The 22,553-nt window shown below is 54.5% G+C and carries 21 protein-coding genes; 13 read left to right on the top strand and 8 right to left on the bottom strand.

Features of this window, described 5'->3' with window-relative positions; genetic code table 11:
* Nucleotides 1-100 precede the first annotated feature (100 nt).
* Genes NAF06_RS09040 through NAF06_RS09035 form a run of 3 tightly spaced genes read left to right on the top strand, consistent with a single transcriptional unit; the run spans nucleotide 101 to nucleotide 2,648 of the window.
* Entirely contained in the window at nucleotides 101-931 is an 831-nt protein-coding gene (locus tag NAF06_RS09040; RefSeq protein WP_251106152.1) for an IS5 family transposase, read from the top strand.
* Nucleotides 928-1,647 (top strand): tyrosine-type recombinase/integrase, encoded by a 720-nt coding sequence (locus NAF06_RS15565; protein WP_008584105.1) that lies wholly within the window; start codon nucleotides 928-930, stop codon nucleotides 1,645-1,647. Before NAF06_RS09040 ends, NAF06_RS15565 begins: the two co-directional genes overlap by 4 nt.
* The gene (locus NAF06_RS09035) at nucleotides 1,647-2,648 is read left to right on the top strand and encodes a hypothetical protein (RefSeq protein WP_152418743.1); all 1,002 of its coding nucleotides are present in this window, start codon (nucleotides 1,647-1,649) and stop codon (nucleotides 2,646-2,648) included. Before NAF06_RS15565 ends, NAF06_RS09035 begins: the two co-directional genes overlap by 1 nt.
* A 110-nt stretch (nucleotides 2,649-2,758) precedes the next feature.
* Here NAF06_RS09035 and NAF06_RS09030 read toward each other — a convergent pair whose 3' ends face one another.
* Together NAF06_RS09030 and NAF06_RS09025 are read right to left on the bottom strand one after the other, a co-directional pair.
* A complete protein-coding gene (locus tag NAF06_RS09030; protein WP_008584107.1) occupies nucleotides 2,759-3,502 on the bottom strand; it encodes a hypothetical protein in 744 nt (247 codons plus the stop codon).
* 58 nt (nucleotides 3,503-3,560) lie between these two features.
* Nucleotides 3,561-3,812 carry a winged helix-turn-helix domain-containing protein gene (locus NAF06_RS09025; RefSeq protein ID WP_008584109.1) on the bottom strand — a complete coding sequence of 84 codons (252 nt, stop codon included), beginning with the start codon at nucleotides 3,810-3,812 and terminating at the stop codon, nucleotides 3,561-3,563.
* Nucleotides 3,813-4,075: 263 nt separating this feature from the next.
* Here NAF06_RS09025 and NAF06_RS09020 point away from each other — a divergent pair, with 263 nt between their 5' ends.
* The 4 genes from NAF06_RS09020 to NAF06_RS09010 all read left to right on the top strand — a co-directional run bounded on the left by NAF06_RS09020 (nucleotide 4,076) and on the right by NAF06_RS09010 (nucleotide 6,375).
* Nucleotides 4,076-4,681, top strand: a complete 606-nt coding sequence (locus NAF06_RS09020) for a PD-(D/E)XK family putative nuclease (protein ID WP_080507143.1) — start codon at nucleotides 4,076-4,078, stop codon at nucleotides 4,679-4,681.
* Complete coding sequence (locus NAF06_RS09015; protein ID WP_008584111.1) at nucleotides 4,674-5,330, top strand: hypothetical protein; 657 nt, start codon at nucleotides 4,674-4,676, stop codon at nucleotides 5,328-5,330. Before NAF06_RS09020 ends, NAF06_RS09015 begins: the two co-directional genes overlap by 8 nt.
* 297 nt (nucleotides 5,331-5,627) lie before the next feature.
* Nucleotides 5,628-5,795 (top strand): DUF7837 family putative zinc-binding protein, encoded by a 168-nt coding sequence (locus NAF06_RS15595; RefSeq protein WP_008584112.1) that lies wholly within the window; start codon nucleotides 5,628-5,630, stop codon nucleotides 5,793-5,795.
* A gap of 232 nt (nucleotides 5,796-6,027) precedes the next feature.
* Nucleotides 6,028-6,375, top strand: coding sequence for a DUF6788 family protein (locus tag NAF06_RS09010; protein ID WP_080507144.1), 348 nt, complete (start codon nucleotides 6,028-6,030; stop codon nucleotides 6,373-6,375).
* Nucleotides 6,376-6,439: 64 nt separating this feature from the next.
* On the opposite strand, the gene NAF06_RS09005 is transcribed toward NAF06_RS09010, so the two are convergent.
* Nucleotides 6,440-6,871 (bottom strand): TRAM domain-containing protein, encoded by a 432-nt coding sequence (locus tag NAF06_RS09005; protein ID WP_008584118.1) that lies wholly within the window; start codon nucleotides 6,869-6,871, stop codon nucleotides 6,440-6,442.
* A gap of 481 nt (nucleotides 6,872-7,352) precedes the next feature.
* Between NAF06_RS09005 and NAF06_RS09000 the strand changes: the two genes are divergently transcribed.
* Nucleotides 7,353-7,508 (top strand): hypothetical protein, encoded by a 156-nt coding sequence (locus NAF06_RS09000; RefSeq protein WP_160162875.1) that lies wholly within the window; start codon nucleotides 7,353-7,355, stop codon nucleotides 7,506-7,508.
* Nucleotides 7,509-7,594: 86 nt separating this feature from the next.
* On the opposite strand, the gene NAF06_RS08995 is transcribed toward NAF06_RS09000, so the two are convergent.
* Together NAF06_RS08995 and NAF06_RS08990 are read right to left on the bottom strand one after the other, a co-directional pair.
* On the bottom strand, nucleotides 7,595-7,987 hold the full coding sequence (locus tag NAF06_RS08995) for a type IV pilin domain-containing protein (RefSeq protein ID WP_080507145.1): 393 nt from the start codon (nucleotides 7,985-7,987) through the stop codon (nucleotides 7,595-7,597).
* 131 nt (nucleotides 7,988-8,118) lie between these two features.
* Complete coding sequence (locus NAF06_RS08990; protein WP_394294983.1) at nucleotides 8,119-11,328, bottom strand: DUF5817 domain-containing protein; 3,210 nt, start codon at nucleotides 11,326-11,328, stop codon at nucleotides 8,119-8,121.
* A gap of 539 nt (nucleotides 11,329-11,867) precedes the next feature.
* Between NAF06_RS08990 and NAF06_RS08985 the strand changes: the two genes are divergently transcribed.
* Nucleotides 11,868-12,860 (top strand): DUF7983 family protein, encoded by a 993-nt coding sequence (locus NAF06_RS08985; RefSeq protein WP_049908770.1) that lies wholly within the window; start codon nucleotides 11,868-11,870, stop codon nucleotides 12,858-12,860.
* Nucleotides 12,861-13,324: 464 nt separating this feature from the next.
* Here the strand turns inward: NAF06_RS08985 and NAF06_RS08980 are convergent, their stop codons facing one another.
* Complete coding sequence (locus tag NAF06_RS08980; protein ID WP_152418744.1) at nucleotides 13,325-13,594, bottom strand: hypothetical protein; 270 nt, start codon at nucleotides 13,592-13,594, stop codon at nucleotides 13,325-13,327.
* A gap of 412 nt (nucleotides 13,595-14,006) precedes the next feature.
* Between NAF06_RS08980 and NAF06_RS08975 the strand changes: the two genes are divergently transcribed.
* From NAF06_RS08975 to NAF06_RS08960, 4 genes are all read left to right on the top strand, one after another.
* On the top strand, nucleotides 14,007-14,360 hold the full coding sequence (locus NAF06_RS08975) for a helix-turn-helix transcriptional regulator (protein ID WP_008584125.1): 354 nt from the start codon (nucleotides 14,007-14,009) through the stop codon (nucleotides 14,358-14,360).
* Between the two features lie 481 nt (nucleotides 14,361-14,841).
* Nucleotides 14,842-15,270, top strand: coding sequence for an RDD family protein (locus tag NAF06_RS08970; protein ID WP_008584128.1), 429 nt, complete (start codon nucleotides 14,842-14,844; stop codon nucleotides 15,268-15,270).
* 131 nt (nucleotides 15,271-15,401) lie between these two features.
* Nucleotides 15,402-16,376: a deoxyhypusine synthase gene (locus tag NAF06_RS08965; protein WP_008584130.1), complete on the top strand. Its 975-nt coding sequence runs from the start codon at nucleotides 15,402-15,404 to the stop codon at nucleotides 16,374-16,376.
* 173 nt (nucleotides 16,377-16,549) lie between these two features.
* Nucleotides 16,550-17,380 carry an IS5 family transposase gene (locus NAF06_RS08960; protein ID WP_251106151.1) on the top strand — a complete coding sequence of 277 codons (831 nt, stop codon included), beginning with the start codon at nucleotides 16,550-16,552 and terminating at the stop codon, nucleotides 17,378-17,380.
* 32 nt (nucleotides 17,381-17,412) lie between these two features.
* Here the strand turns inward: NAF06_RS08960 and NAF06_RS08955 are convergent, their stop codons facing one another.
* Together NAF06_RS08955 and NAF06_RS08950 are read right to left on the bottom strand one after the other, a co-directional pair.
* Nucleotides 17,413-18,573, bottom strand: a complete 1,161-nt coding sequence (locus NAF06_RS08955; protein ID WP_152418745.1) for a PDDEXK family nuclease — start codon at nucleotides 18,571-18,573, stop codon at nucleotides 17,413-17,415.
* Nucleotides 18,574-18,604: 31 nt separating this feature from the next.
* Nucleotides 18,605-22,540, bottom strand: coding sequence for a helicase-related protein (locus NAF06_RS08950; protein ID WP_049908771.1), 3,936 nt, complete (start codon nucleotides 22,538-22,540; stop codon nucleotides 18,605-18,607).
* Nucleotides 22,541-22,553: the final 13 nt, after the last annotated feature.

Here is a 22,553-nt window from a genome sequence, read left to right as displayed (position 1 = left end):
GGATAAATGCCACTATTGTGACCACTCTGCTCTGTTGAATCCGCAGAAGGCGGCGGGATAGCGTCGCTCTGAAGGCAGTAGCGAAGCGGAAGAGTCGAATGTGTCCAAGCTACTCTTCCGCTTCGTTAAGCAAGCCGCGTCGCTGGCTCAAAAGCGCTGTGCCGCCAGTCCAACGGCGGTGAGTGATCCGACTGGCAACGGATTTCCCGGTTGGAAGCATGTCACGCTCCACTTTTTGCGGGTTCACATGGATGCGACGTACCGCGAGATCGTTGATTGGGCGAGCGAGATGGATCGTGTTCGCGGTCTGTTACAGCTCACTCGAACGGCATTTCCCGCACCCTCAACGCTGTACCGGTCGTTTGAGAGGGTGCCCATGTCGGTGTGGCGCGGCTTCCTTCGGGAGTCCGCGAATATCTGCGATCCGGGCTCGCACGGTGCCATCGATGCAACGTTCTTCGACCGCGAAACGGCATCGAGACACTACCAACACCGCTCGGATCGCCACATACGCACGCTCAAAACGACGGCACTCGTCGATACCGACTCGTGTGCCATCCTCGATATTCACTGCTCGGCACACTGGCCTCACGACACGCAAACTGGCCGTCGAGTTGCCCTTCGTAACACCGAGAAAATCGAGAGTCTCGCCGGCGACAAAGGCTATGACGATCAATCGCTCCGGGACGCCCTCCGTTCAGAGGGCGTCCGGCCCTTGCTGCGCCACCGGCTGTTCGCTGCGTACGATCACGCACACAACGCACGGTTGGACAGCGAATTATACGGTCAGCGGTGGATGGCCGAGACTGCCTTTTCGGCCATCAAGCGTCGGTTCGGCCCCGCTGTCCACCCTCGCGCTTGGTACCGCGAGTTCCGCGAACTCATGTTGACCGCCACAGTCTACAACCTCGAACAGGCTCTCAAGCAGTGACCCCAACGCCATCATCGGATTCAACAAAGCATACTGGACGAATTCTGCTTGATTATGGTCTTAGGTCAAGTGAATTAGCCCACAGTCGACCATCGTGGTTGATTCGTGAGAAGCATCCCAAAACAAGAGAAGCAGACTGGTGCGTCGATGTTCCGAAAGGTGCCCGCTGCACAAATGGAAACCCGGATGCAGGTCAAGGTAACTCAACTGGTGCCGACCTCCATAACACGAGTGAACCTTGTAGTCAGTGTTCAGACAGAAGTTACAGCGACAAAGATTGGGTGGACGACGAGTTTCACGAAAAAACACCGTGGCACCCAAAATCGAAGAAATCATACCAGTACAGGGTATGGCGTATCCCAAAAGAATCAGCTTTAGAGACCATCAAAGAGTGGGAAGGTTTCTTACAACCCGATCAGCAGTGGCCTGTGACGTCCTCGACTGTCCTACGTGATGTTAAAAGAATACGAGACCGTGCAAACGCATTATCAGAGGATAACGACGATCTTGATGGCATCAATCGGCCCATTCATGCCCACGCACTCCGACATACATTTGGTTGCCGGCTCGCAGCAGCAGGATTCGAACCTACTGTGAGAATGCGACAACTGAGACACGGGAGTTATGAGATGGCTCTCTACTATTCAGCTGCGTGGAATCTCCGGCACCGTGATAGTGTACAAGATAGTGAGTGGAAAGCAAATGAAGAGTTCTAATGGCACCTCAACTGGCCCTCACAAGCACCGAACTAGATGAACTCATTGAGCTAGCTGAGAGACATAAATCACCAACTGCTCGCATCATATTCGAGGTGCCGCCATACACCGGACTGAGTATGGTTGAATTTCTACATCTCCGCCCGGACTGGATATACTGGCGTGATTCATCCATATTCGACGACCAGCCAGTAGAGATTCACGTCCCTCCAACAGATACCTGCTGTAATCTGAGGTGGGATCCTCGACCACCAGAATACACTCAAGATTCCAAGCCCTGCCAGTGGTGTTTGAATCACGGCAAGACTAATGGATTCGAGGTTAAAGGATATTCAACCTCCGACAAAGCTGCCGGCTCATCATTAGCTAGAGAGCGGGTTATTCCAGTCCGTTCTGATCGCGCAGAGATCGCACTACGTCGGTGGTTTAAACTTCTCGAACGTCCCGGAATCCCCTACAATCGGAATAACGTTGCCTCAATGATCCAGTCCGTTGTTGAGAGTTCCTCCTTAACTGATGAGATTGCTTACCCCACACTCCAACGGACATTCGTACGCATTCTAGCTGAGTCTGGGGTAGAAAAAAAGAAAATTGCTGAATACACGTCTTATGATAATATTGGACGAGTACGACACCCAACGAGGCATATTTTAGAGGACTCATCGACGGACTATGATTTCCAAGTCCACTCAATCGACAGGCTCCGAGTGATTGCTGAAGATGGCCCGGTTACCAGCTCGGATCTAGCAAATGAATTTGGGAACGCCGTCGGAGCTGAGAGAAGCCGAGTAAATCATCTTCAGGATGAGAGCTTCGTTATTCAGTGCGGAGTGAGAGAAACTGACGGTCGCGGCCCTCATGAGAAGTTGTATAAAATTAACCCAGAGAAAGATATAGAAGGAGGGATTCCATGCCCGGAGGAAGGGTGTGATAGAATATTCGACACATTAAGAGGACGCAGTAATCACATTACCAGAGTCCACGAGCAATCGCACAAATAGTACGTTGTGAGGCTACTCCAAGACGCAACTCTGTTAGTTCTGTCGTGCGTTGCAAACCATCAGGATTCGTGGTGCGGGTGGTGATCTCTCTCGGATGACTCGGTTGAGGGTCAGGTGAACAGAATGTGTAGGATTTGGACGTAATTCAGGAGAATTGTGTAAAAGACATAGAGAACACTGAAAAACACGAATCCGGGATAGAGGAGTTTCTTTAACGACGAAATCGATAAGAACGGGTACTGGGGAGGCCTCACATCGGGTTCGGGTAAGTCATCGGGGAGGTAGTCAGGGATATTCTTGGCGTGTTCGTTACCAACTACGGCAACGACTCGACCTCCTTCCCGAGCTGCTTCGGTGATCTGTTCGGCGATTACCTCATCTCGACCGCCCTCTGACCTTCGAGACTCGTGAATGCGGAGGACGAGGAGCGGCAGGAGCGAACTGACGAACAGCCAACCGGCGCCCGCCAAGACTCTGCCATCCATCCCGATGTAGAGCGAGTAGGTGAGAAGGACAAAAAAGAGGCTGACTGCGAACATCTGTACGAGTACGTGTGAGTTGTGAAGGACGTCGAGATCGGTTTTTCTGGTGTACTCGGTATCGGCGCCTTGCGCATCAGCAAGGTCTTCGAGGATGGTGTGATCAGCGTAGATTTGACGAGCGAATAAATATTGAAAAATGAGCATTATCCAGCCGTACCACTGCTGTGTGAGGCTGTATTCGGCTTCCTCGGCTTGGCCTTCAAGAATGAGGTGATCCACCCCTTCAACGAGGATCTCGCGTTCCTCCTCGAGATCGGCGTTGGAACTGTGTATCTCGCCTTTTATTATAATGTCTGTCCCTGCGTCGCTCATTATCAAATATAACTCATCAGGGCTTGTTAATAGGAACCAGCATTGATGGGTAGTCCGCTCAGATGTCGTTAGGATCGATATCTCCAGCCAAATACTGTTTGCCCGCGTTAGTGATTTCGTAGTATCCTCGCTTGACGCGTTCGACGAAGCCATGATCGACAAGTTCTGAGAGTCGGCGGTTCACTTCACTTCTCGACTTGTCGATGTTGAATGCGATTACAGATGGTGACAGGACCAGCCCAGATGTGTCTAGCGCCTCGAGAATCCGATCGTCAATCGGCATCTGCATCCACGGCGCTGGCTCTCTCACTCAGATTCTCCTCTATTCCCCACCATCCTTCCGACCGATATATCAGATGCGATAACTATTTGATGATTTTAACCTCACTCATTAGTGAGATTTTTATATTTGCTCTACGTATCCAACTTGTGAGCCATGGTGTCACAATATCGTTCGCTGCTTCGAGTGGCTCGGAATGGACTCATTCAACAAATGGGTTCAGAAGCCGCGAAGCTATCTGATGAACAACTTCCCACGAGGCTTGCCTCTGGCGTGGTAACGATGAGGATTCTATGACAGCAAACTCCTCTGGTAATCCCGACATCGTCAATCCTGAGATGAAGTTGGAAGATGTTCGCGAAGGAATAGACGCCAACACATGTGAAGGACGGGGACGAGAAACTGCTTCTGGCCGGGGATACAACGCGGAACGCCTCGCTAACGCCATATTTAGTGAATTGGGATTGATTAATCGGTGGTCAGTACAACCTCACGTTGACGCCTACATTCGCGGTGAGGTACCCTACTATGTAGAGGTCAAGTCCTGCGTCAACCGGTATCAGAGTAGCAACAAAGAATTGGGTCGATACGGTCAGTTCCGGATCTGGTGGCCTCATCATAACCGACTCCAAGCTGAAAACTCAGTTTACGATTCACGAACAGCGATTTACTTTTTTGTCGTGTATGCCGTTATAGATGGGATCGAAAAGGAAGTGGGAAAACTGATTGTACCTGTTGAGAAGATTGACGACGTTCTCGATAGGTGGTCTCTGGAAGACCATGTGACGATGGGTGAGCAACGATGCCGTCAAATATCGTGGCATCTCCTTCTGAAGCGATTGGGCGTTTCGATAGATGAATTCAAATCTGAAGATATTATCGACCTCACAGATGAGTGACTCACGACTCGCTCCAGTTGCGTTTGACATCGAGACTTCTGGATTCGATGCGGACGCGGTCATCACCGTTGCTGGGTTCGCACACGGTCTCGGTGAATCGCTTATTCTCAATACTGGCGGCCACAGCGAGGTAGATCGCAACACGCTGGTGAGGGCGCTTGATGAGGAGTCAACTGGGACGGTCCAGCTCGACGTCGTTGCTGACGAGGGCGAACTGCTTGAGCTGGTCGCGTCGTTTGTCACGAACCAACTTGATGGTGACACCCACTACGTGACCGCATTCAACGGTGAGACATGGAACGGTGGGTTCGATCTCCCCTTCTGTCGGACACGATTTCTCCAACATGGACTGCGGTGGCCCTTTGGTGACATCGCGTACGCCGATATGATACAGGTGGTTGACCGGTTCAATACACAAGATCAAACTGATCTCGTTGGGGTGTATGATGTCCTCGTCGGTGAGGAGACGTGCGACCCGTTCGACGATAGCGCTGAAGCCGTTGACGCGTTCCAGGCAGGTGACTGGCTTCCACTCTGTAAGCACAATCTGGCCGACATCCAGCGAACCCGGAAGTTAGCTGAACTAGCCGGACAGTTTGTCGCTCAGTCGGATTTCAAAATGAAGAATCTACAGCCACCGCGTCGGTGAAGGGGGTCAGATTGGAGAGAGCGTGCCACGAGCTGCGGAACAACGTGTCGATCCTGAGGACAGCTGGACGTCCACTATGATCAATAGTTATCGTGACTGCGTGATAGCTACCCACGATCAGCGGTCACACTGCTGTCCCGGAACAGTACTTTCGCCCCGCTCGCCCGAAGTATAAGTTACAGAGTCTCTAACTTTGAGGAGAGGGAGCACAGCTGAGTCGGTTTTAACAACCGAGTCAGGTCTAAAACAGTGTCACACGCTCCCTCTCCCCTAAACATAGCTCCCGAGATCGTGAGGATGACTCCAGACAACCCAGAGACAGTCCGTGGCACCTGCTCGTTCTGCGGCAAGACAGTCACGGATCGACACGCGATCATCCACTATGAAACAGCTAGCGGTGACCCAGGCGTGTGGGCCGAATGTCCCGGCTGTGGCGAAATCGTCGACCCTACTAATGCTCAGTAAACAATTCATCAAGCAGATCGTCAGGCTTGAGCCGCCATCGACAACGCACCACGAGTGTCGCTACTGTGGATACAGCGTCGAGAAGGACGTCGATGAATGTCCACAGTGTGGCTCTTACGAGATTGCGGCCTACGATCTCAAGTAATCACTGAAGCGCTCACAGTTGGTGGAGCGATCTCAATACCTTATGTATCAGACGAGCGTTAAAGTGACTCCAATTGTTACATAAGGTATGAAGCAGCCGTCACCACCCGCCTCGCTCCCGAAGTATCTCGCAGAGGGACTCCCCAAACAGGATACGGAGACGCTCCACGAGGTACAGGCCTACGTGGAAGCGCTCACCGAGTACCGCGAACAGTCTGTCGACACCGATGAACTCCCCGAGACCGCCGAGCCCGTCGACGAGCCGGATAGTGAGGGCACCGGAACCGTCGTCAAAGAGAAGGTGACCTGTGGCGACGATAATTGTAAGTGCGCTAGCGGGGATCCCGCAGATATGCATGGCCCGTATCTCTATCGTTACTATCGTGAGAATGGGACGATGAAATCGGAGTACGTCGGGAAACCCGGAAGTGAGTAGGAGTGGATCGAGACGGTCAGGATCACAACGACGTCGACCAACAGAAGTCGCCAGTACAACGACGTTATAGCGCTCGTGAGTTGCGTTCGGCGATGCTGGCGAACGCGACGTTGTCTTGTACTTGTTCGATCTCGACCGTCGGCTCATCACCTGGTTGTCCGCCGGGGACGATCACGACGTAGCCGCGTTCAACCTTCGCGATGCCGTCGCCCTGATCACCAGTCGTTTCGATCGTCACGTCGCGGACCTCACCTTCATTTACCGGAGGACCGTCCGACGTCGGAGCCGTATCTTGTGTAGTCGATTGCTGTTGCTCTTGGTGAGTCTTCTGGTCTGTCGAGAGTTCTGACGCCAAGATCGCGACGCGGTACGTTTCGTTGGCAGCGAGCGTGTCATGTTCGATTTCACTCGCCGGAATATCGACGACATATGACCCATCACGTTCTTCGAGTTGAGCACTGAATACAGAGCGAAGCGAATCAGGAATCTCGATCATCAAGTATCACGAGTCTAAGCTATCCAACGTACCTAAATCTCGCGTTTTACGCTACTCTGAGATAGTAATCAGATCTAGGTTGTGCCGTATAGAGAACACAGGTACAGCGCTGAGAAATTTGGCTTGAGGTATCAGAACACTCTCTTCAAATCGCTAGGCCGTGAACGTATTCTGTGATATAATCGTCCCAGACGGAGTGTGGACAATCACAACTTCAACTTCGTCGGCATCTGGAGTTTCGCCCTTACGAAAATCAGCCGTACCAGTATTTATTCGGAATGTGATTGTCTGGCCCGCAGACCACACGTCTATTCCATCCGATGTGATAACACTATTTTTAGTACTATCTGGCTCTGTTGAAATCCTCAGCATCTGATAGTTTCACACCCTTAATCGCTCAGTACAGACGAAGGATGTAAGATCCAAGGAGGATTCAATAAACATGGCTACTTTATTATAGTTATTCTACTCACACACTTCTATGGGCGATCTGAGAGAGATGCTATTCGCAATCGAGATCACATTGGTAGGTATTACCGCCGCTGTGCTCTCGGTTCCTTATAACTCATTTTTATTAAGTGTAATTGCTGGGGGAACAACCCTTTACGGGTTGCTTGTAGCAATAAGAGTACAGTAGGTGCGTCCGCGGACACTGACGCCGTTCAGTAAGCAGTTCTCATCGACCGGCTGTTTCAGGCGTGAATATGTCTGAAGAATAGGATTTCAACAGAGCCTACTATCTCCATCATCAATTAGATTATCAGGATCACCGTCAGCAAAGTTCTTGTTTTCAAATGATGAGCCATCAGCCGGAAGATCAACCAACCTAGCGTCAGTATCTACGCCAGGGCCGGTTGCCCGGACAACAATTTCCAATTCGTTCACCCGGACCCCGTCACCAGCGATATGAGTGATTTTAACGAGTTGTTTGTCACCGGCTCTTCCATCGGCAACTTCGAATTCACCAGTCGTATCGGCGACGTTCGGTGCGGGCTCAGTGACACTTCCTGCAACATCAAAAAAGAACACAGAGGCTGTCGCAGCTAAAATAACGACAATAGCGACCATGAGAATAGTCGAGATAACAGGAGTGACAGCGCGATCCTGCCGATTCATTATCTTATTTATTCGCTACTCAGTAATATAATCACGGAGTTAGTGCTGCCTGGATTCGCTATATATCACGTGTCGATTAAATCTCGGATTTTACAGATCATCGATGACAGACATCTTAATTCCTCCAGCACTCATCCGACAAGCTCTCCAGTAGTCGCTTCTTGAAGGCTCAACTGGCGTGGGCGTCTTCCCATTATCTCAGCCTCACGTTCAACGAGGGCACCACCAGCGACGGCGGCATCGTCTCGATAGCACGCTCTCGCGGTCACCGCCCACAGCGCTGGGAGCACCTCATCGAGTAACGGCCATGGCTCTGTGAGTTCCAGCAAGACATCGCCAGCGAACCCGACTTCCTCTGGTGAGACGGGTCCATCCGGTCCGTGATGATCCCGAGCTGTCCGTAACGCTCCAGCCGCAGCGTGGACGTCGTTGCTAACAGTCGGATCGCTCACCCAGTGTGGGTAGATATCCCGGTACCGTTCAGGCAGTTTTCCGTCGCTGCGGTCCGTCTCTTCAAACGACAGCTGGAGTCGATAGCCAGCATTTGCCGTCGCGACGATCCCAGCATCGACGAGGTCGGGGAGGTGGTCACGAAGCGAGCGAGCCGACACACCAGCTCTCTCGGCGAGTGCTGACTGCGTCAGGAATTCTTCAGCGCCGGCGAGTGCCACGAGCGCCTTTCGCGGCGTCGACGACGCATCCCGGAGGACCTGCTCTGGTGACAGGGCTGCGATGATACGTCTGAGTTCGACAGACCGGATATGTCGCGTCTCGGCTTCCGGCTCCAAGCCTCGGGCGACGCCGTTCGCGATTGCGAGCGGTGACCGACACAACCCGTGAAGCACCGATACTGCCTCTGGAGTCGTGAGGAGATTCTTCTCCTCAAGCGCTTCTTCGAGCAGATCCCGGTACTGGGCTCGGCTCGTCGACGTCTGGACAGGGACGCGGACGCCGATCTCGGGGGCGTCATCCCGGATGTCCTTCGGCGAAACGTTGGATCGAAGCTTCTCAGCGAACACTTCCTGGCGCTCGCCGTAATCGGCAAACAGACACCACGAGCCGATGAGTTCACCGAACGGTTCTGCGGCGTCGACATCGACGTCCATCGACCACCGGAGCACCTCGTCACGGTCCTCGAACAGTTGCCGGAACACCGACGCCATCCCGTACTTCGACCCGATCGCCGAGTTGATCCCGACGAACTTCGCGATACTCGAGAGCTTCTCGTCATCGAAATCACTCTTCAACCGGGGCATCTGACCGATTCGAAGGATGTCGACACCGGCGAAGTCCAGTAATCGGGTCATCACGCCGATCACACCGAGAGACTCGGTGAGAATCTTCGTCCGGAAGGCTGTCCGAGAGTTATACTCGCGGTACTCGCCGTGAGTCATGTCCCGCGTCATTTCGCAAATCTCCTCGAGAACAGCTTGTATTCGGTCGCCAAACTCACCGATATCATCAACCAGCTCGTCTTCCTCAGCGATCCACCCGAGGCACGCACTATTTTGGAGAACTCCAGGTGCCTCTTGGAGGAGTCGGCGGAAGTCGCCATTCTCGTCGAGCCGGTCGTCAGTTAGCAGATTGTCCCAGACAAATGTATCAGCCAACGAGCGAGCAGTACAGACCGCCCACTGCATCGGATTATCGACCTCGGCGGCCACAGCGAGGCGATTCTCGTCCCAGTCCATGTAGCGGCGCGGAGCCGCTCGATCGTCCCACTCGGAGACCGCCGCATCGACAGTTGCGACGCCATTCTCGGGGGTCGCCGCGACGGCGGCCTGGTACGTAGAGCGGGGAAGCGGCTGGATGGTGTGGAGTGCTGGGAGGCGGTCGCGGCTCCAGCCGGTCCCCCCCTCACGTGTGTGCGCGGGTCTAGACTCCAGATTGTCGGCGGATTTTCCGGTCCGACTCACAAAATTTTGAAGAGGTTTCTGTCGCGTTCCAGATCGGCCGATTTCTTCGAGGAATTGTACCCCAGCCGGGCGAATTGCGACTTTGCTCCCGTCGCTAGTCGCGATGCGATCGGTCACGAGTTCGTGTTTGCGAAGCTGGCGCAGGTGGTACGCGACGTTGTTCCGGGACTGGTCGGGGTCGTCGTACGGAGCAGCCTCATAGAGCGCCTCGTAGCTAGCTGTCTGGCCGGCTTCCGCACCAATACGGGCGAGGGTTGCGACAACCTCGCCGTCCGCCTCAAGCGCCTCACACGCGGCTGCGACATGGTCGTCGACAGTTCCGTGAGCGCGCTGGCCTGTATCGCATTGTGAACTCACATCGAACGCTGCCACGTCCGGGACGTTCCCATCCAACTCGTCGACGCCGATTTCCGGATCATAACTCCAAGCAAAGCGCCGCATCCAGATGGACGACTCAAACACGACCCGGACGTCCACACCGTGGCCAAGCCAACTGAGCAGCTGGACCATCCGCCGGCGTTGGTCGGCGTGGCCGATCTCCCGGAATGACTCATCGATCCGCACAGTGAGTGTCGGCGTATGGTCTGCGGCTGCGAGCAACGGCTTCACAACCCGGCGAACATCCGCAAGCTCACCAGGGAACCCGATGCCAAGCGGGCCGAACTCTGCGCTCCCAAAGCTCTCGAGCAGTTCGAGCGCCTGCTGGTGCTGCTCGGACTCAACGTCCTTACACAAGCTCAACAGCGTCGACGCAACGATCGACCCGTTCAGACTCTCCGCGTCTGGAAGGGCCTCTCGGTCGACTGTCCCGAACCGATCGTCGATAATCGATTCAAGCCTCTGCCAGGCGACCCCATCAGCGACGCCACCGACGAGTTCGCGCACGGCGAGCGCAATATCGGCTTCGAGGACCCCAACAAGACGCTGCCAGAGTTCACCCGGCCGACTCTCCTTATCGAGGTGGACTGTCCCAGACGACACAGCCGGGTACTGCTGAACCATCCAGAGACCTGCGTCCTCATCACAACGGAGATCTCCAAGCTGACGAGAGATCTGATCGGATTTGTCGGATGTCTCTCGCTCTGCTGTGTCGAGGTGCTGATCGTCTGAGAAGGCTCCTGTAAGCACTTGTACGCCGAGCGGTTGGCCGACGAGGTCGCGGTCCCACTCGTCTTCAAGATCGCCGTAGCGGCCAACCTCGTCGAACTCAGCGCTGGCGTTGCGAGTGGTCGCGAGAAGCGCCGACCGTTGCTCAACAGCGTTCTCCCACGTGTCCGCTCTCGCTCGACGTCGCAACTGGCCATCTGAATACTGACTCCCACACCGGGGGCACTCACGAGCGGTAGCAGCTTCACTACTGACGGCGTCCTCGATGACCCAGTGTTGACTACAGTTGGAACAGCCAACGACAGCGAAGCGACTCACGCCGCTGGCACACCTCCATGAGCCGGGTGGTCCTGCATAGTGCGCTCTCCGCGCACGTGCTCGACGCTACGGCCGAAATCGGGTAATCGGCCGCCTCAGAGACAGCAGGCAAGGTTATCGGCGAAAGCCGGAGATGACTCTCACCACCGCAACCATTAAGACCACTTCGGAAGAAATGAGGAATAGGAGATATCCTCGGACAGGTGCCATCCTGTCCCTTCCCAAGCGGCCCCTGCTGCCAACAGGGGAACTTCCCCCCTTTCTAAACATCGCCTAGCCGTGCATACTGCGATGTTGCGCCGGCCTCCGTCTTAATACTCACGCCGAGCGTCAGACATACATACAATTATTGTTACTTCGTCTCGGTGTCCGTATTCAGGTGATTTACACCCCTCTAAAGCGGGTAACTGGCAATTAGGGTGAGTTCCGCGTCGGAGCCCTCCTGCGAATTCATCCGATCAGAGTCCACGCACTCGGATACAACTGTGAACTCTGTAAACAGCCTCAAACATTTAGCGTCCACCGGTCTCAGTACGAACATGTCGTTTCGGGTCAGCTGGCACAATCTTCTTGAGCGGTTAGATGACCTCTCAGAAGGAGCGACGCTCCGGACACCACTCTCGAACAACCTGTTTCAGATCACTGGCGTCCAGGAACACCGTGTCATCATCAGATTCACCGATAGCGGTGAGTCGCGACCGCTTCAAAAAGACCAGTTCGAGACACTGTATCGACGTGTCTCCGACTCTACCGATGGGTTCGACCTCGATCGACTCCCACCCGATGCGGATCCATACCCGACGATATTGAGTCTCCATCCACGATTCGAGGTGAATGACGACCGGGGTGTGATCATCAAGACGGAAGAGCCGACCACCTCGCTGTTACTCGACGAGGACCCGTCCTCTGACTCTGCTCCAGACGAACGGACAGAACCCGATCTCGACGTCTATGCGGATGCGCTCTTGCTCGTCGACGCGCTGGAACGCCACGAGGTGGAGGCGCTCGAAGGAGTCGAGACAGGGACACTCATCGACTTGTATACCTTGCTCTCGGACGTCCAACGGAACGCCAACGACCTCCGGAAGGAGATCGCCGACATGCTCTTAGACCGACTCCATCACGATCGACCCGTCTCGGGCTCGTACGGCTCAGTCCAGCGGACTGCTCGGACGAACCGCTCGCTCAAAGACGACGACGAGGTGCTGGACACGCTCGAAGCAGCCGGAATCGACCGTAGCCGGGTAGTGAGCGTTGATCGTGGGAAGGTTGATGATGCTCTTGAGGTGACTGACGTCGCCGAAAGCGACGTCTTCGAGACTGAAGAAACCGAGTACGTTCGGAAAGCCGAGGTGGACGAAGATCGCAAGGAGACACGGCTCCAAGGGCTGAAAGACCAACTTGCGGCGAGCGATGCTGACGACGCCGACCAGCTTCGCGACGAAGTCGAAGAGCTCGAATCGCGGATCGAAGAGTTGACCGAATTCAAGTCGGGACACTCGTATCACACGCGCTCGAGTGCCGACCGGTGAGTCGGTCCGGCGATGTGACGAGGTGAATGGACCAGCCACGGTCGATACCAACTCTGAGATGGGTGTTCCTGAGCTACCGAGCAGCGTGGTAGCCTACTCGGAGACCAGTTTTCTCACGCACGGATCGTTTATCAGTGTGATGTGAGAACTGAAGCTATGGGTGGCTCAGATTCACCAACTGTCTCAGTCTCTCTTTCTGGTCCCACGGATATCCCAGCAGTCCTGAATCGAGCTGGCATCGATCACGTTAGTGTTCATGATCGCCGCATCCTTGCGATCTATCAGACGGCGATTTTTAATGTGACAACGGAGCCGGATTCGGTCTCGACTGCCTACTCACTCGAGATCGAATGCTGGGAAGGTCCGATCCACTCTCGTGCTGATGGAAAATCGTCACAAGAGATTCTTCAGGACTTTACGAACGTGTTCGACTGAGGGTAGTGTGGACACTGTTCTGTGACCACTCAGTCGGTGACTCGCTCGCGAGTCACAGCGATGAGCAGCCACAAGAACAGCCATGAGAACAGAAACACGACGAGGAGCCCAGTTGGAGACAGGGCTCCAAGCGGACTCATGACATCGGCTAACACAGGGAGTGAGAGGAGAAAAATAATGCCGGCCCCTACGCTCCCACCGAGGCACTCAAGGAGTGGCCAGACTGCGGTGTCACCCGTCTCAATGCCGCGATCTGGGTGGTGGTGCGACTCTGCGCCCGCATAGCTTGGTGTGGTCATACATACCACCTATCAAAACCTACATATTCGTTCGTTATAAATTTGTCCCCGAAAAACTCAGAGGCGAACAGGCTTCTTAGGCTGATTTCGGTACTGAATGAGCCGTTCCGCTCTACAACTGGCGATGTGACGAAATCGATAGACAGGCCAGGGTTGACATCGACATGATGTGGGCTCTGGATTCGCTTGTCCGCGACGGCTGCTTTCTTATGTAACATTTACCGTTCCTTGTTCCCGGATTTCTACATAAGGAATTGGTTTACAATGTCGATTGAACGAAACCGAAAAACGCCCGTTGCGGGTTTGTCGTGCTACCGAGTGGGAGAATTGGCACAATAATCACGACCGATACCATAACAAGTGTGAGCAATAAAAAGAACGATTATAATGGACACACGTTAGCTGTTGGAATATGAGCGCGTCACAGGGTGAAACCGATCTCTCGGAGGACGAACGTGCGGGTCTTGAACTGATCCGCGAGACGGGTGGGATTCATCAGAGCGATTTTTGGAAAGAGCTGGGCGTCTCTTCGCGAAAAGGAAGCCGACTAGTCGAAGGGCTTGAGAGTGCCGGGCTGATTCAGCGTGAGGAAACGGTGTACGGAGGTCAACGGACCTACTATCTCGAACCAACAGCATCTGATCGTGACTTTTCACTGCTAATGGCGGGTGACATGCTCTCGCCATTTATCGGTGAGGAAGAAATCGATCCGCAGTCAGACGCCTTCTCCCAATGGCTGATGAACCTCACATACGAAGAAGAGTGACTCTGCTCTCGAGGGCTTCTGACAGCTCTTAGTCACCAACTCTCATACTTTTGTATTGGAATCTCTCGCATAGGGAGTTCGCTGATTACACCGATAATCAACACACGAGGTCGTTGTTTAACCAACGTAGATCGGGGGGAACCGTCCAGCATGTTGGTTAATATCGCTCACTCTCATGGAGAACTGCTGAAAAAACTCATCGCCAGTGGAGTCTGTTATTTCACTTGAAGCAGTGGTGTGTGAGTTCAATACTGTCCCTCCACCGTTTCCGAAGCTTTCGTTGACGAGCAATCGTGGGAACCCGCACACCACCATGTCCGAAGCTATTCACTAGAGAACAAGCGACTACTGCTGTGTTGATATCCAATTTTCCAGACACATTCTCGTCTGCAACAGCCAGTCGACGAGGGCTGCGAGCTGTTCTATAAATTCGTTCCAGAACTATCAAAGATTAATAAGTGATGGGTAACAGAAGTGGGATATGGAAAAGCATCCGCAACCGCAGCGAGGGACGAACGGAGATGTGATCTGGCACCGAGTCGGAGCATTCTTCATCGACTCGATTCTCATGGGGCTAATCTGGGTTCCCGTTATAATTGTCGGGGCAGCTCTTGGTGACCTCGGTTTCCTCGTTCTGGCGTCCGCGGGACTGGTCGCAACATTGGTTTACGGGTTTCTCCTTGAGGGACTATACGGGTACACACCAGGTAAATACCTACTTGGACTGGTCGTTATCAAGTCCGACGGCTCAAACTGTACGATCGGCGCGTCAATACTACGGAACTTGTTATGGATCGTTGATGCACTCCCGACGTTCAATCTCGTCGCAATGGTATCAATACTGCTTACAGACGACAACCAACGGGTCGGTGACCTCGTTGGAGATACAGTCGTCGTCAAGCAACAGTAACCGGAACGGGTCGGTATCTGCTTGACTTGTACTGAGCGATTGGGGTGAAAACTCTCAACTGCTGAGGATTTCAACAACGGCTTGAAGACCAATTCCGAGTTCTTCAAACCGGCGTCAGATTATCCAGTAGTATGGACACAGACGACTCTCACAGCGACGTCGTTCCTGGGAGTGATGAGGAACCCGACACGCCGGATGTTGGTGGCTACGACTTTCGCGGAGAATTTGATTTTGACGAGATGCTCGACGCGTATGGGACAACGGGGTTCCAGGCGACGCAGCTCGCAGAGGCAATCGACATCGCCGAACGCATGCAGGAGGCGGACGCTACTGTCTACCTCACGTTCACGTCAAACATCATCTCGTCGGGGCTGCGCGAGACCGTCGCGTATCTCGTTCGAGAGGGGTATGTAGACGTAGTTATTACGACGTCTGGATCGCTGACCGAGGACGTGATCAAGACGGCAAAGCCATTCAAGATGGGAAAATGGGACGCAGACGAGGCATCACTCCGTGAGCGCGGGATCAATCGGCTCGGGAATCTCTTCGTTCCTTCTGACCGGTATGTGTGGTTGGAAGAGTATCTGTATAATTTCTTTGAGGATTTTTTCGCAGAGGAGAAAGTGAGAACACCGACGTCGTTCGCACGCGAGTTAGGTGAAACTCTTGAGGATGAGGACTCGGTTCTGAAGCAGGCGGCGGACAACGACGTACCGGTGTACTGTCCAGCGTTGACGGACTCCGAGGTCGGGAACTTCCTCTACTACTATCGGCAAGGGTACGATTCAGAAGTGGGTATTGAGATTTTGGACGACTATGACTCGCTAATTGAAGATGGGCTGCTCGCGGACTCGACGGGGCTCATCGCGGTGGGGGGTGGAGTACCGAAACACCATGCAATCATGACGAACCTCTTTCGGGGAGGAGCGGATTACGTGGTGTATATTTCAACGGGGATGGAGGGTGATGGGTCATTATCGGGTGCACCACCGAATGAGGCAGTCTCTTGGGGGAAGATTAAAGAAAATCAGACGAACTACACACAAGTCGAAGCAGAGGCAACACTTGTCTTCCCACTGCTTGTGGCGAAAGCATTCAAACAATAACCTCTCAAACGCCCGTTTCGGGTCTGCTATGCTCTCGAGTGGGCGGAATTAGCGCAATAATCACGAGCAGGAAATTTTGTGTCGCAAAACTACTTATGTCTGCTCTGTTGAATCCGCAGAAGGCGGCGGGATAGCGTCGCTCTGAAGGTGGAAGCGAAGCGGAAGAGCCGAATGTGACTAACCTACTCTTCCGCTTCGTTAAGCAAGCCGCGTCGCTGGCTCAAAAGCGCTGTGCCGCCAGTCCAACGGCGGTGAGTGATCCGACTGGCAACGGATTTCCCGGGTGGAAGCATGTCACGCTCCACTTTTTGCGGGTTCACATGGACGCGACGTACCGCGAGATCGTCGATTGGGCGAGTGAGATGGATCGTGTTCGTGGTCTGTTACAGCTCGCTCGAACGGCATTTCCCGCACCCTCAACGCTGTACCGGTCGTTTGAGAGGGTGCCCATGTCCGTGTGGCGCGGGTTCCTTCGGGAGTCTGCGACCATCTGCGATCCGGGCTCGCACGGTGCCATCGATGCCACATTCTTTGACCGCGAAACGGCATCGAGACACTACCAACACCGCTCGGATCGCCACATACGCACGCTCAAAACGACGGCGCTCGTCGATACAGATTCGTGTGCCATCCTCGATCTCCACTGCTCGGCACACTGGCCTCACGACACCCAAACTGGCCGTCGAGTTGCCCTTCGTAACACCAACAAAATCGAGAGTCTCGCCGGCGACAAAGGCTATGATGACCAATCTCTCCGGGACGCCCTCCGTTCAGAGGGCGTCCGGCCGTTGCTGCGTCACCGGTTGTTCGCTACGTACGATCACGCGCACAACGCACGGTTGGACAGCGAGCTATACGGCCAGCGGTGGATGGCCGAGACCGTCTTTTCGGCCATCAAGCGTCGGTTCGGCCCCGCTGTCCACCCTCGCGCTTGGTACCGCGAGTTCCGCGAACTCGTGGTGACCGCCGCAGTCTACAACCTCGAACAAGCTCTCAAACAGTGATCCCCGCGCCGTCATCGGATTCAACAAAGCACTTATGTCCTATAAGGATTCCATTCAAAACCATCCTCACACTTCGAGTAGTGTATTGAACCGTTTCGCCAGCCAATACGGTTCCAGAGCTGATAGAGGGGTTTGCGGAGGGCCAACGCGATGTTAGAGTCCCAATCTTCAATCTTCACCCGTTTCAATTGGAAGACATTCTCGTTGATCGGACGGGTGGTATCTGGTCCAAAAACTGACTGGGGTTTTTCAATCGGATAGTTCGCTGCATCGATTATCGTGATATATACGTACAACGGCGGGTAGATGCCCACAGTCTGGTACATTTCCCGGAGGCGGTCGATTAGGGAGACGATCTCTTTATCGATGTACCACGCTATCCCGTGCCTCCCGTTCCGCTCTATAGTCAGCTTGGTTGTTACAGCTTCTACCCAGCCATTACCGTCTAAACAGACGTACTCGGTGAATTTCCCTTCAGACAGCCCCGTATACGGAGCTGTAATTGCAAAATCACCGAAACCCTCGGTACCAGCCGACCGTGAGTGGAATTTTGGTGGGTCAGGGAGATCGGTTGCGATCATTCCAGGAGGATTCGAAACCGACTCAACGGGAATGACATGAACCGCCACAATCGGTTCTTCATCTACTATGTCACCGTGGCGTGGCCGTCGATTCCGTAATCGGTCGAGTTGAGCCTCATATAATTCGTCGATATCCTGTTCTGGATCGTCGAGAGCATTCTGAGGGTTAACATGGAGATGTTCTTGTGCGAGATCGTGGTTGTCGACATCCATCAGGTCTTTTCTCAATCGGGCAAAATCCTTGATATGGACGCGCCAGCCGTACGTATCCGCCAATTCGTTCTCTAATCGGTCCCGTTTGACCCCGGCAATCTCCGTGGTGGTAGCAAATATGAAGAAATCGAACTCCTCCGGATAGTCAGCAGCTGAATTTGCATCTGAACGGATCTTCTCCTCGATATCACTCGAGGTCACGCTACAGTGGAGCACACCAGATTTTCCCGAACGCTCAAGAAGCGCATCCCTCCCGCCATCCGGACCCCTCACGCCGGTTGGATCGACATCATACCCTTCTCGACCAAGCAAGTCAACAGCTAACTGTTCGAGTCTCGCACCGTCCCCGATAGCGCGGAGATTTGCTTCAAGAGCAGTATTTGGCATCGATTGGTTCATCTGGGAAGTCCATACTTACAAAACTACCCAGCTACTGTGGCTGCTTTGTTGACTTCTCTCGGTTATCGAGGAATTGATCACACCACGTCGGAAGGGAATCCATCGGTCCATTTTCAGCCACAGTCCCATCGCCTGCAATCCGGGTAAACACGCCGTCCCGCCCCCACGCACACACGATTGGCTCTTGGTCTTGGTCGGGTCGAGTCATGATTCGCTGTTGGAGTCGCGACGTATCTTCACTCACATCCTGCAGTACTGTGAGGAGCTGTCCTAGAAGTGGATGACCTGGTGCAAGATGCTGAACCGATGGGAACTCGTCAGCACACTCTGCCGAGAACGTTACTGCCACTTCATCAGCAGCAGTCGCAATAGTCTGTGCAATCGTCTGTTCCCCATCCCTAGCTGGGACCTCAATCGGTACGTCACCTACTGAGAGGCGGTATGTGCTGTCCGCAAAGTCGAACTCCCCGTCATTGTACTCGAAGTCGATCTCGTGAACCGGGGTGAATTCGACACCGGCCTCAGCAAGCGCGTCGTTATCGACCAACACTGACTGGAGACTTGGTGTCTCGAACGGAGGTTGATACTCGTATTCCTCCTCCCCAACATCGACTAGATCCGGGTGGCTGTAGGACTGCCACGCATCAAGTTTTGCTTCATCGAGGACATCCTGTGTTACAAGCTCGTCAACGTCATCAAGGGACTCGCCGACGTCGACGCGGTCGTCCTCCTTCTGGTGCTCGATATCCTTTGATAGCTGTTCATCCGCTTTTTTAACCGTCTCCTGACGGTCGTCAGAATCGGCGTTCAGGGTGGCGTCTCGTATCTGTTTGCTCACACCCGAGAGGATGGGTTGCATATCGCCCACCACTTTCTCGAATAGACCAATCCGGTCGTCGAGGCGGTCGTAGATGTCTGTCTCAACAGTATCTTCGTAACTGTAGTTGAGAATCGTGACCTCGTCATACCGCTGTCCGATACGGTCGATTCGTCCGATACGCTGTTCGACCCGCATCGGGTTCCACGGGAGATCATAGTTGATGAGGGCCCCACACTCCTGAAGGTTCAGCCCTTCACTGGCTGAGTCAGTGCATACGAGTATATCGACTTGACCGTCGTCGTCAGCGAACTCTCGCTTCACACGCTCTTTACCAACGGTCGTCCAGCCCTCGCTGTCGAGGTCATACATCTCGCCACCGCGACCAGAGTACGTTGCGACCGTTGCGCCGTGGATGGACGTCAAGCTGTTCCGGATGAAGTCCATCGTATCGGTGTACTGCGTGAAGATTATGACTCGATTATGTCCTTCACGGTCCAGTTTCCCCAGGTCGCTGATGAGTCGACTAACCTTCGGGTCTTCGTCGATACGCTTGAGATCATTAACGAACGACTCCAGCTCTTCGATCTCCTGTTCGAGTAGATTGATTCCCTGGTCGGTGACATTCGGGATAATCTCGGCGAGGTCGGCGTCTTCGAGGTCACCACTAACCTCGTCAATCGTGTCGAGGTCGTCCAGTTCGTACTCAGAGAGGGATTCGAAGAGGGTTTGGCTGGACTTACCTTGAGAACGGTCGGGATTGGTGGCACGTTGTTTCCCCTTCAGCACGGTTCGCTGTGCTCGAAGGGTTTCGAGGCGGGTTTGCAGACTCTGTGAAATCGCGTAGACGCTGCTCGTGAGTCGCTGGCGGTAGGTAGTCATCACGAAGCCAATCGCCCTGGTCTCAGCCTCATCGGACTGCTGGGCGAGCTTGTAGAACTTGCTCGTGTACTCGTCGATGCGGTCGTAGACGTCTCGCGTTTCGTCTGTCAGTTCGATCTTCCGCTGCTCCGGGTTTCTGTTCGGAACGGTCTCATCCAGTAGTCCGACTTTCTCGTACTTCCGCAGGGTATCACGCGTATTCCGGTGGATGAGGGCGTCGACGGGCGTCGATTCCGCGAGAACGTCTCGAACGACTCGCCAGCCAGCTTCTGAGAGATCATCGAGGGCACTGAGTTGATCGTTCCGTGAGTAGGTGAGCCACTCTTCCTCGGCCTTCCAATCCGGATAGAGGAGGTATTTGAGCTTCTCGTCCTCGTTCGCTTCGAATGGGTCGACGTTGTACTCCTGTACCGCCGTTTCGAACCGTTCGACGTACCCGTCGTACTGGTCCCCGTAGTTCGAAGCAAGATTGCACGCTTCGAGTACACGCTGTTTCGCGATTCCGCGTGCGTGCTGTTCATCGTTGATCTCGAGTTTCTCCGCGACCGCGTCGAAGACCCTATCGGAGAGCCTTCGTTCGTTTGGGAGCCGATCCTGGTACCGCTGTTCGTCCAAGGTGGCTTGTGCCGACCAGGATCCCCCTGAAGACCCTCCACCGCTCTCGACCTGTTCTTTTAGCGCCTGATTGAGGGCCTGCCGAGTCTCAAAGAACTCGACGAACTGGTCTTTCCGGTCCCACTCGCCAGGGAGGTCCAGTAACGCCATCAAATCGTAGAGTTCGCCGGCGTGCAGCTGCATCGGCGTCGCGGTCAACAGGTAGTACGTCTGGGTATGTTCACGTAGCCGCTCGAGGAGCGTGTAGAACTTGCTTCCGGAGCGGGCGTTGTGTGCCTCGTCGATGATGACGGCGTCCCAGACGCCCTCACGACGGGTTGTGTCGCGTCCGCGTGCGCTCGCTGGGACATCGTCGCGAGTACGTACATCGCCTTCGTCGCGGGGAGCGACCTGATCCCAGCGGTCATCAAGCCGGGCGGTGTGCCACGACATTACGACGATCGATGGGCCGTCGGTTTGGTCGTCGGACTGCTGGTCATGGAGGAACCGCCAGATTGGACTCTCGACCCACGCTTTCGACCGCTCGTCGGCGTCGAGGTCGAGACTTGCAGCAGAGGGTGGCGCGTGCTCACGGCCGAATGCATCGTGGAAGACGTACTGATTTCCGCTCCCCCGATCGAAGCGGTAGGCGTTGATGTTGAACTTCTCCCAGAGCTCCTCTTGCCACTGAATCCTCAGGCTTGCGGGGACGAGAAGGAGACCAGTGTCCAAATCGTCTGTTAGCCCAAGCCGAGAGAGCGTCAGACCAGCCTCGATCGTCTTCCCGAGGCCGACTTCGTCACACAGGAGGAAACTGTTCGGATAGGTGTTGACCAGTGTGTCCGAAACGACGCGCTGGTGGGGCCAGGGCGTGATCGTACTACCCTCTTCAGCAAGAGCCAATCCGCCGGGAGCGAGCGAGCCGTCAGCGATAATGTTTGCTTTGTCGCGCTCGGTCGGGGGTGCCTCGCCGCGTGCAATCTGGATGGCGGTGTCGATCTCAGTATCGGAGTCGGGAGCCTTCCAGTGGATAATCTCCTCTTCGATGGCCTCGGGGAGGTCGTAGACTTCGACGTAGGTGTGATCGTTGTCCCAGAGACGGTCGAACGTGTCGACGTCGCCTTCGACGTATTCCCGCTGTCCATCGCGCCACTCTCGGTGGACCTTGAAGCGCTCGTAATTGCGCTCCCAGCCGCCGGCTGTCTCGTTGACGCTGCCCTCAAACGACAGCGAGTTCCCATGGTCGGCATGGAAGACGCCGACCTTCGGGTGGAAGATGCCCCAGTTCCCTCGCCGTGGTACAGCGACCTTGATCGTGAGCCGATCCTCTCGAAGCAGTTGCGCGAGGAGTTGGAGCTGGGCGTCGAGCCGTTCGTCGTCGAGTTCGTCAAGGCCCTCGCTGAGTTCGTCGGAGAGCGCTTCCAGAACAGGACGGTCGGTCTCGTAGAGTTCAGCGCCGACGATGAGTCGCATCTCCCCATCGTTTTCCACGAGTGCGTGGACACCGCGAGCTGCAACGGCGAGAGCACTGCTAGAGAAGTATCCTGCTACTCGGTCGTAGCGAACGCTTCGTTCGAGGGCTGGAACATAGAATTCGTCAACAAGATGAGAACCGCTCGTCGAAGGCTGGCTCTCGTAAATCGAGTCCCAAGAATAGGTCTGAAGGTCAGCCATTAGTGAGCTTATT

This window comes from Halorubrum hochsteinianum (genome assembly GCF_023702125.1).
Classification (GTDB): Archaea; Halobacteriota; Halobacteria; order Halobacteriales; family Haloferacaceae; genus Halorubrum; species Halorubrum hochsteinianum.
This window is presented reverse-complemented; position numbering and strand designations above follow the sequence as displayed.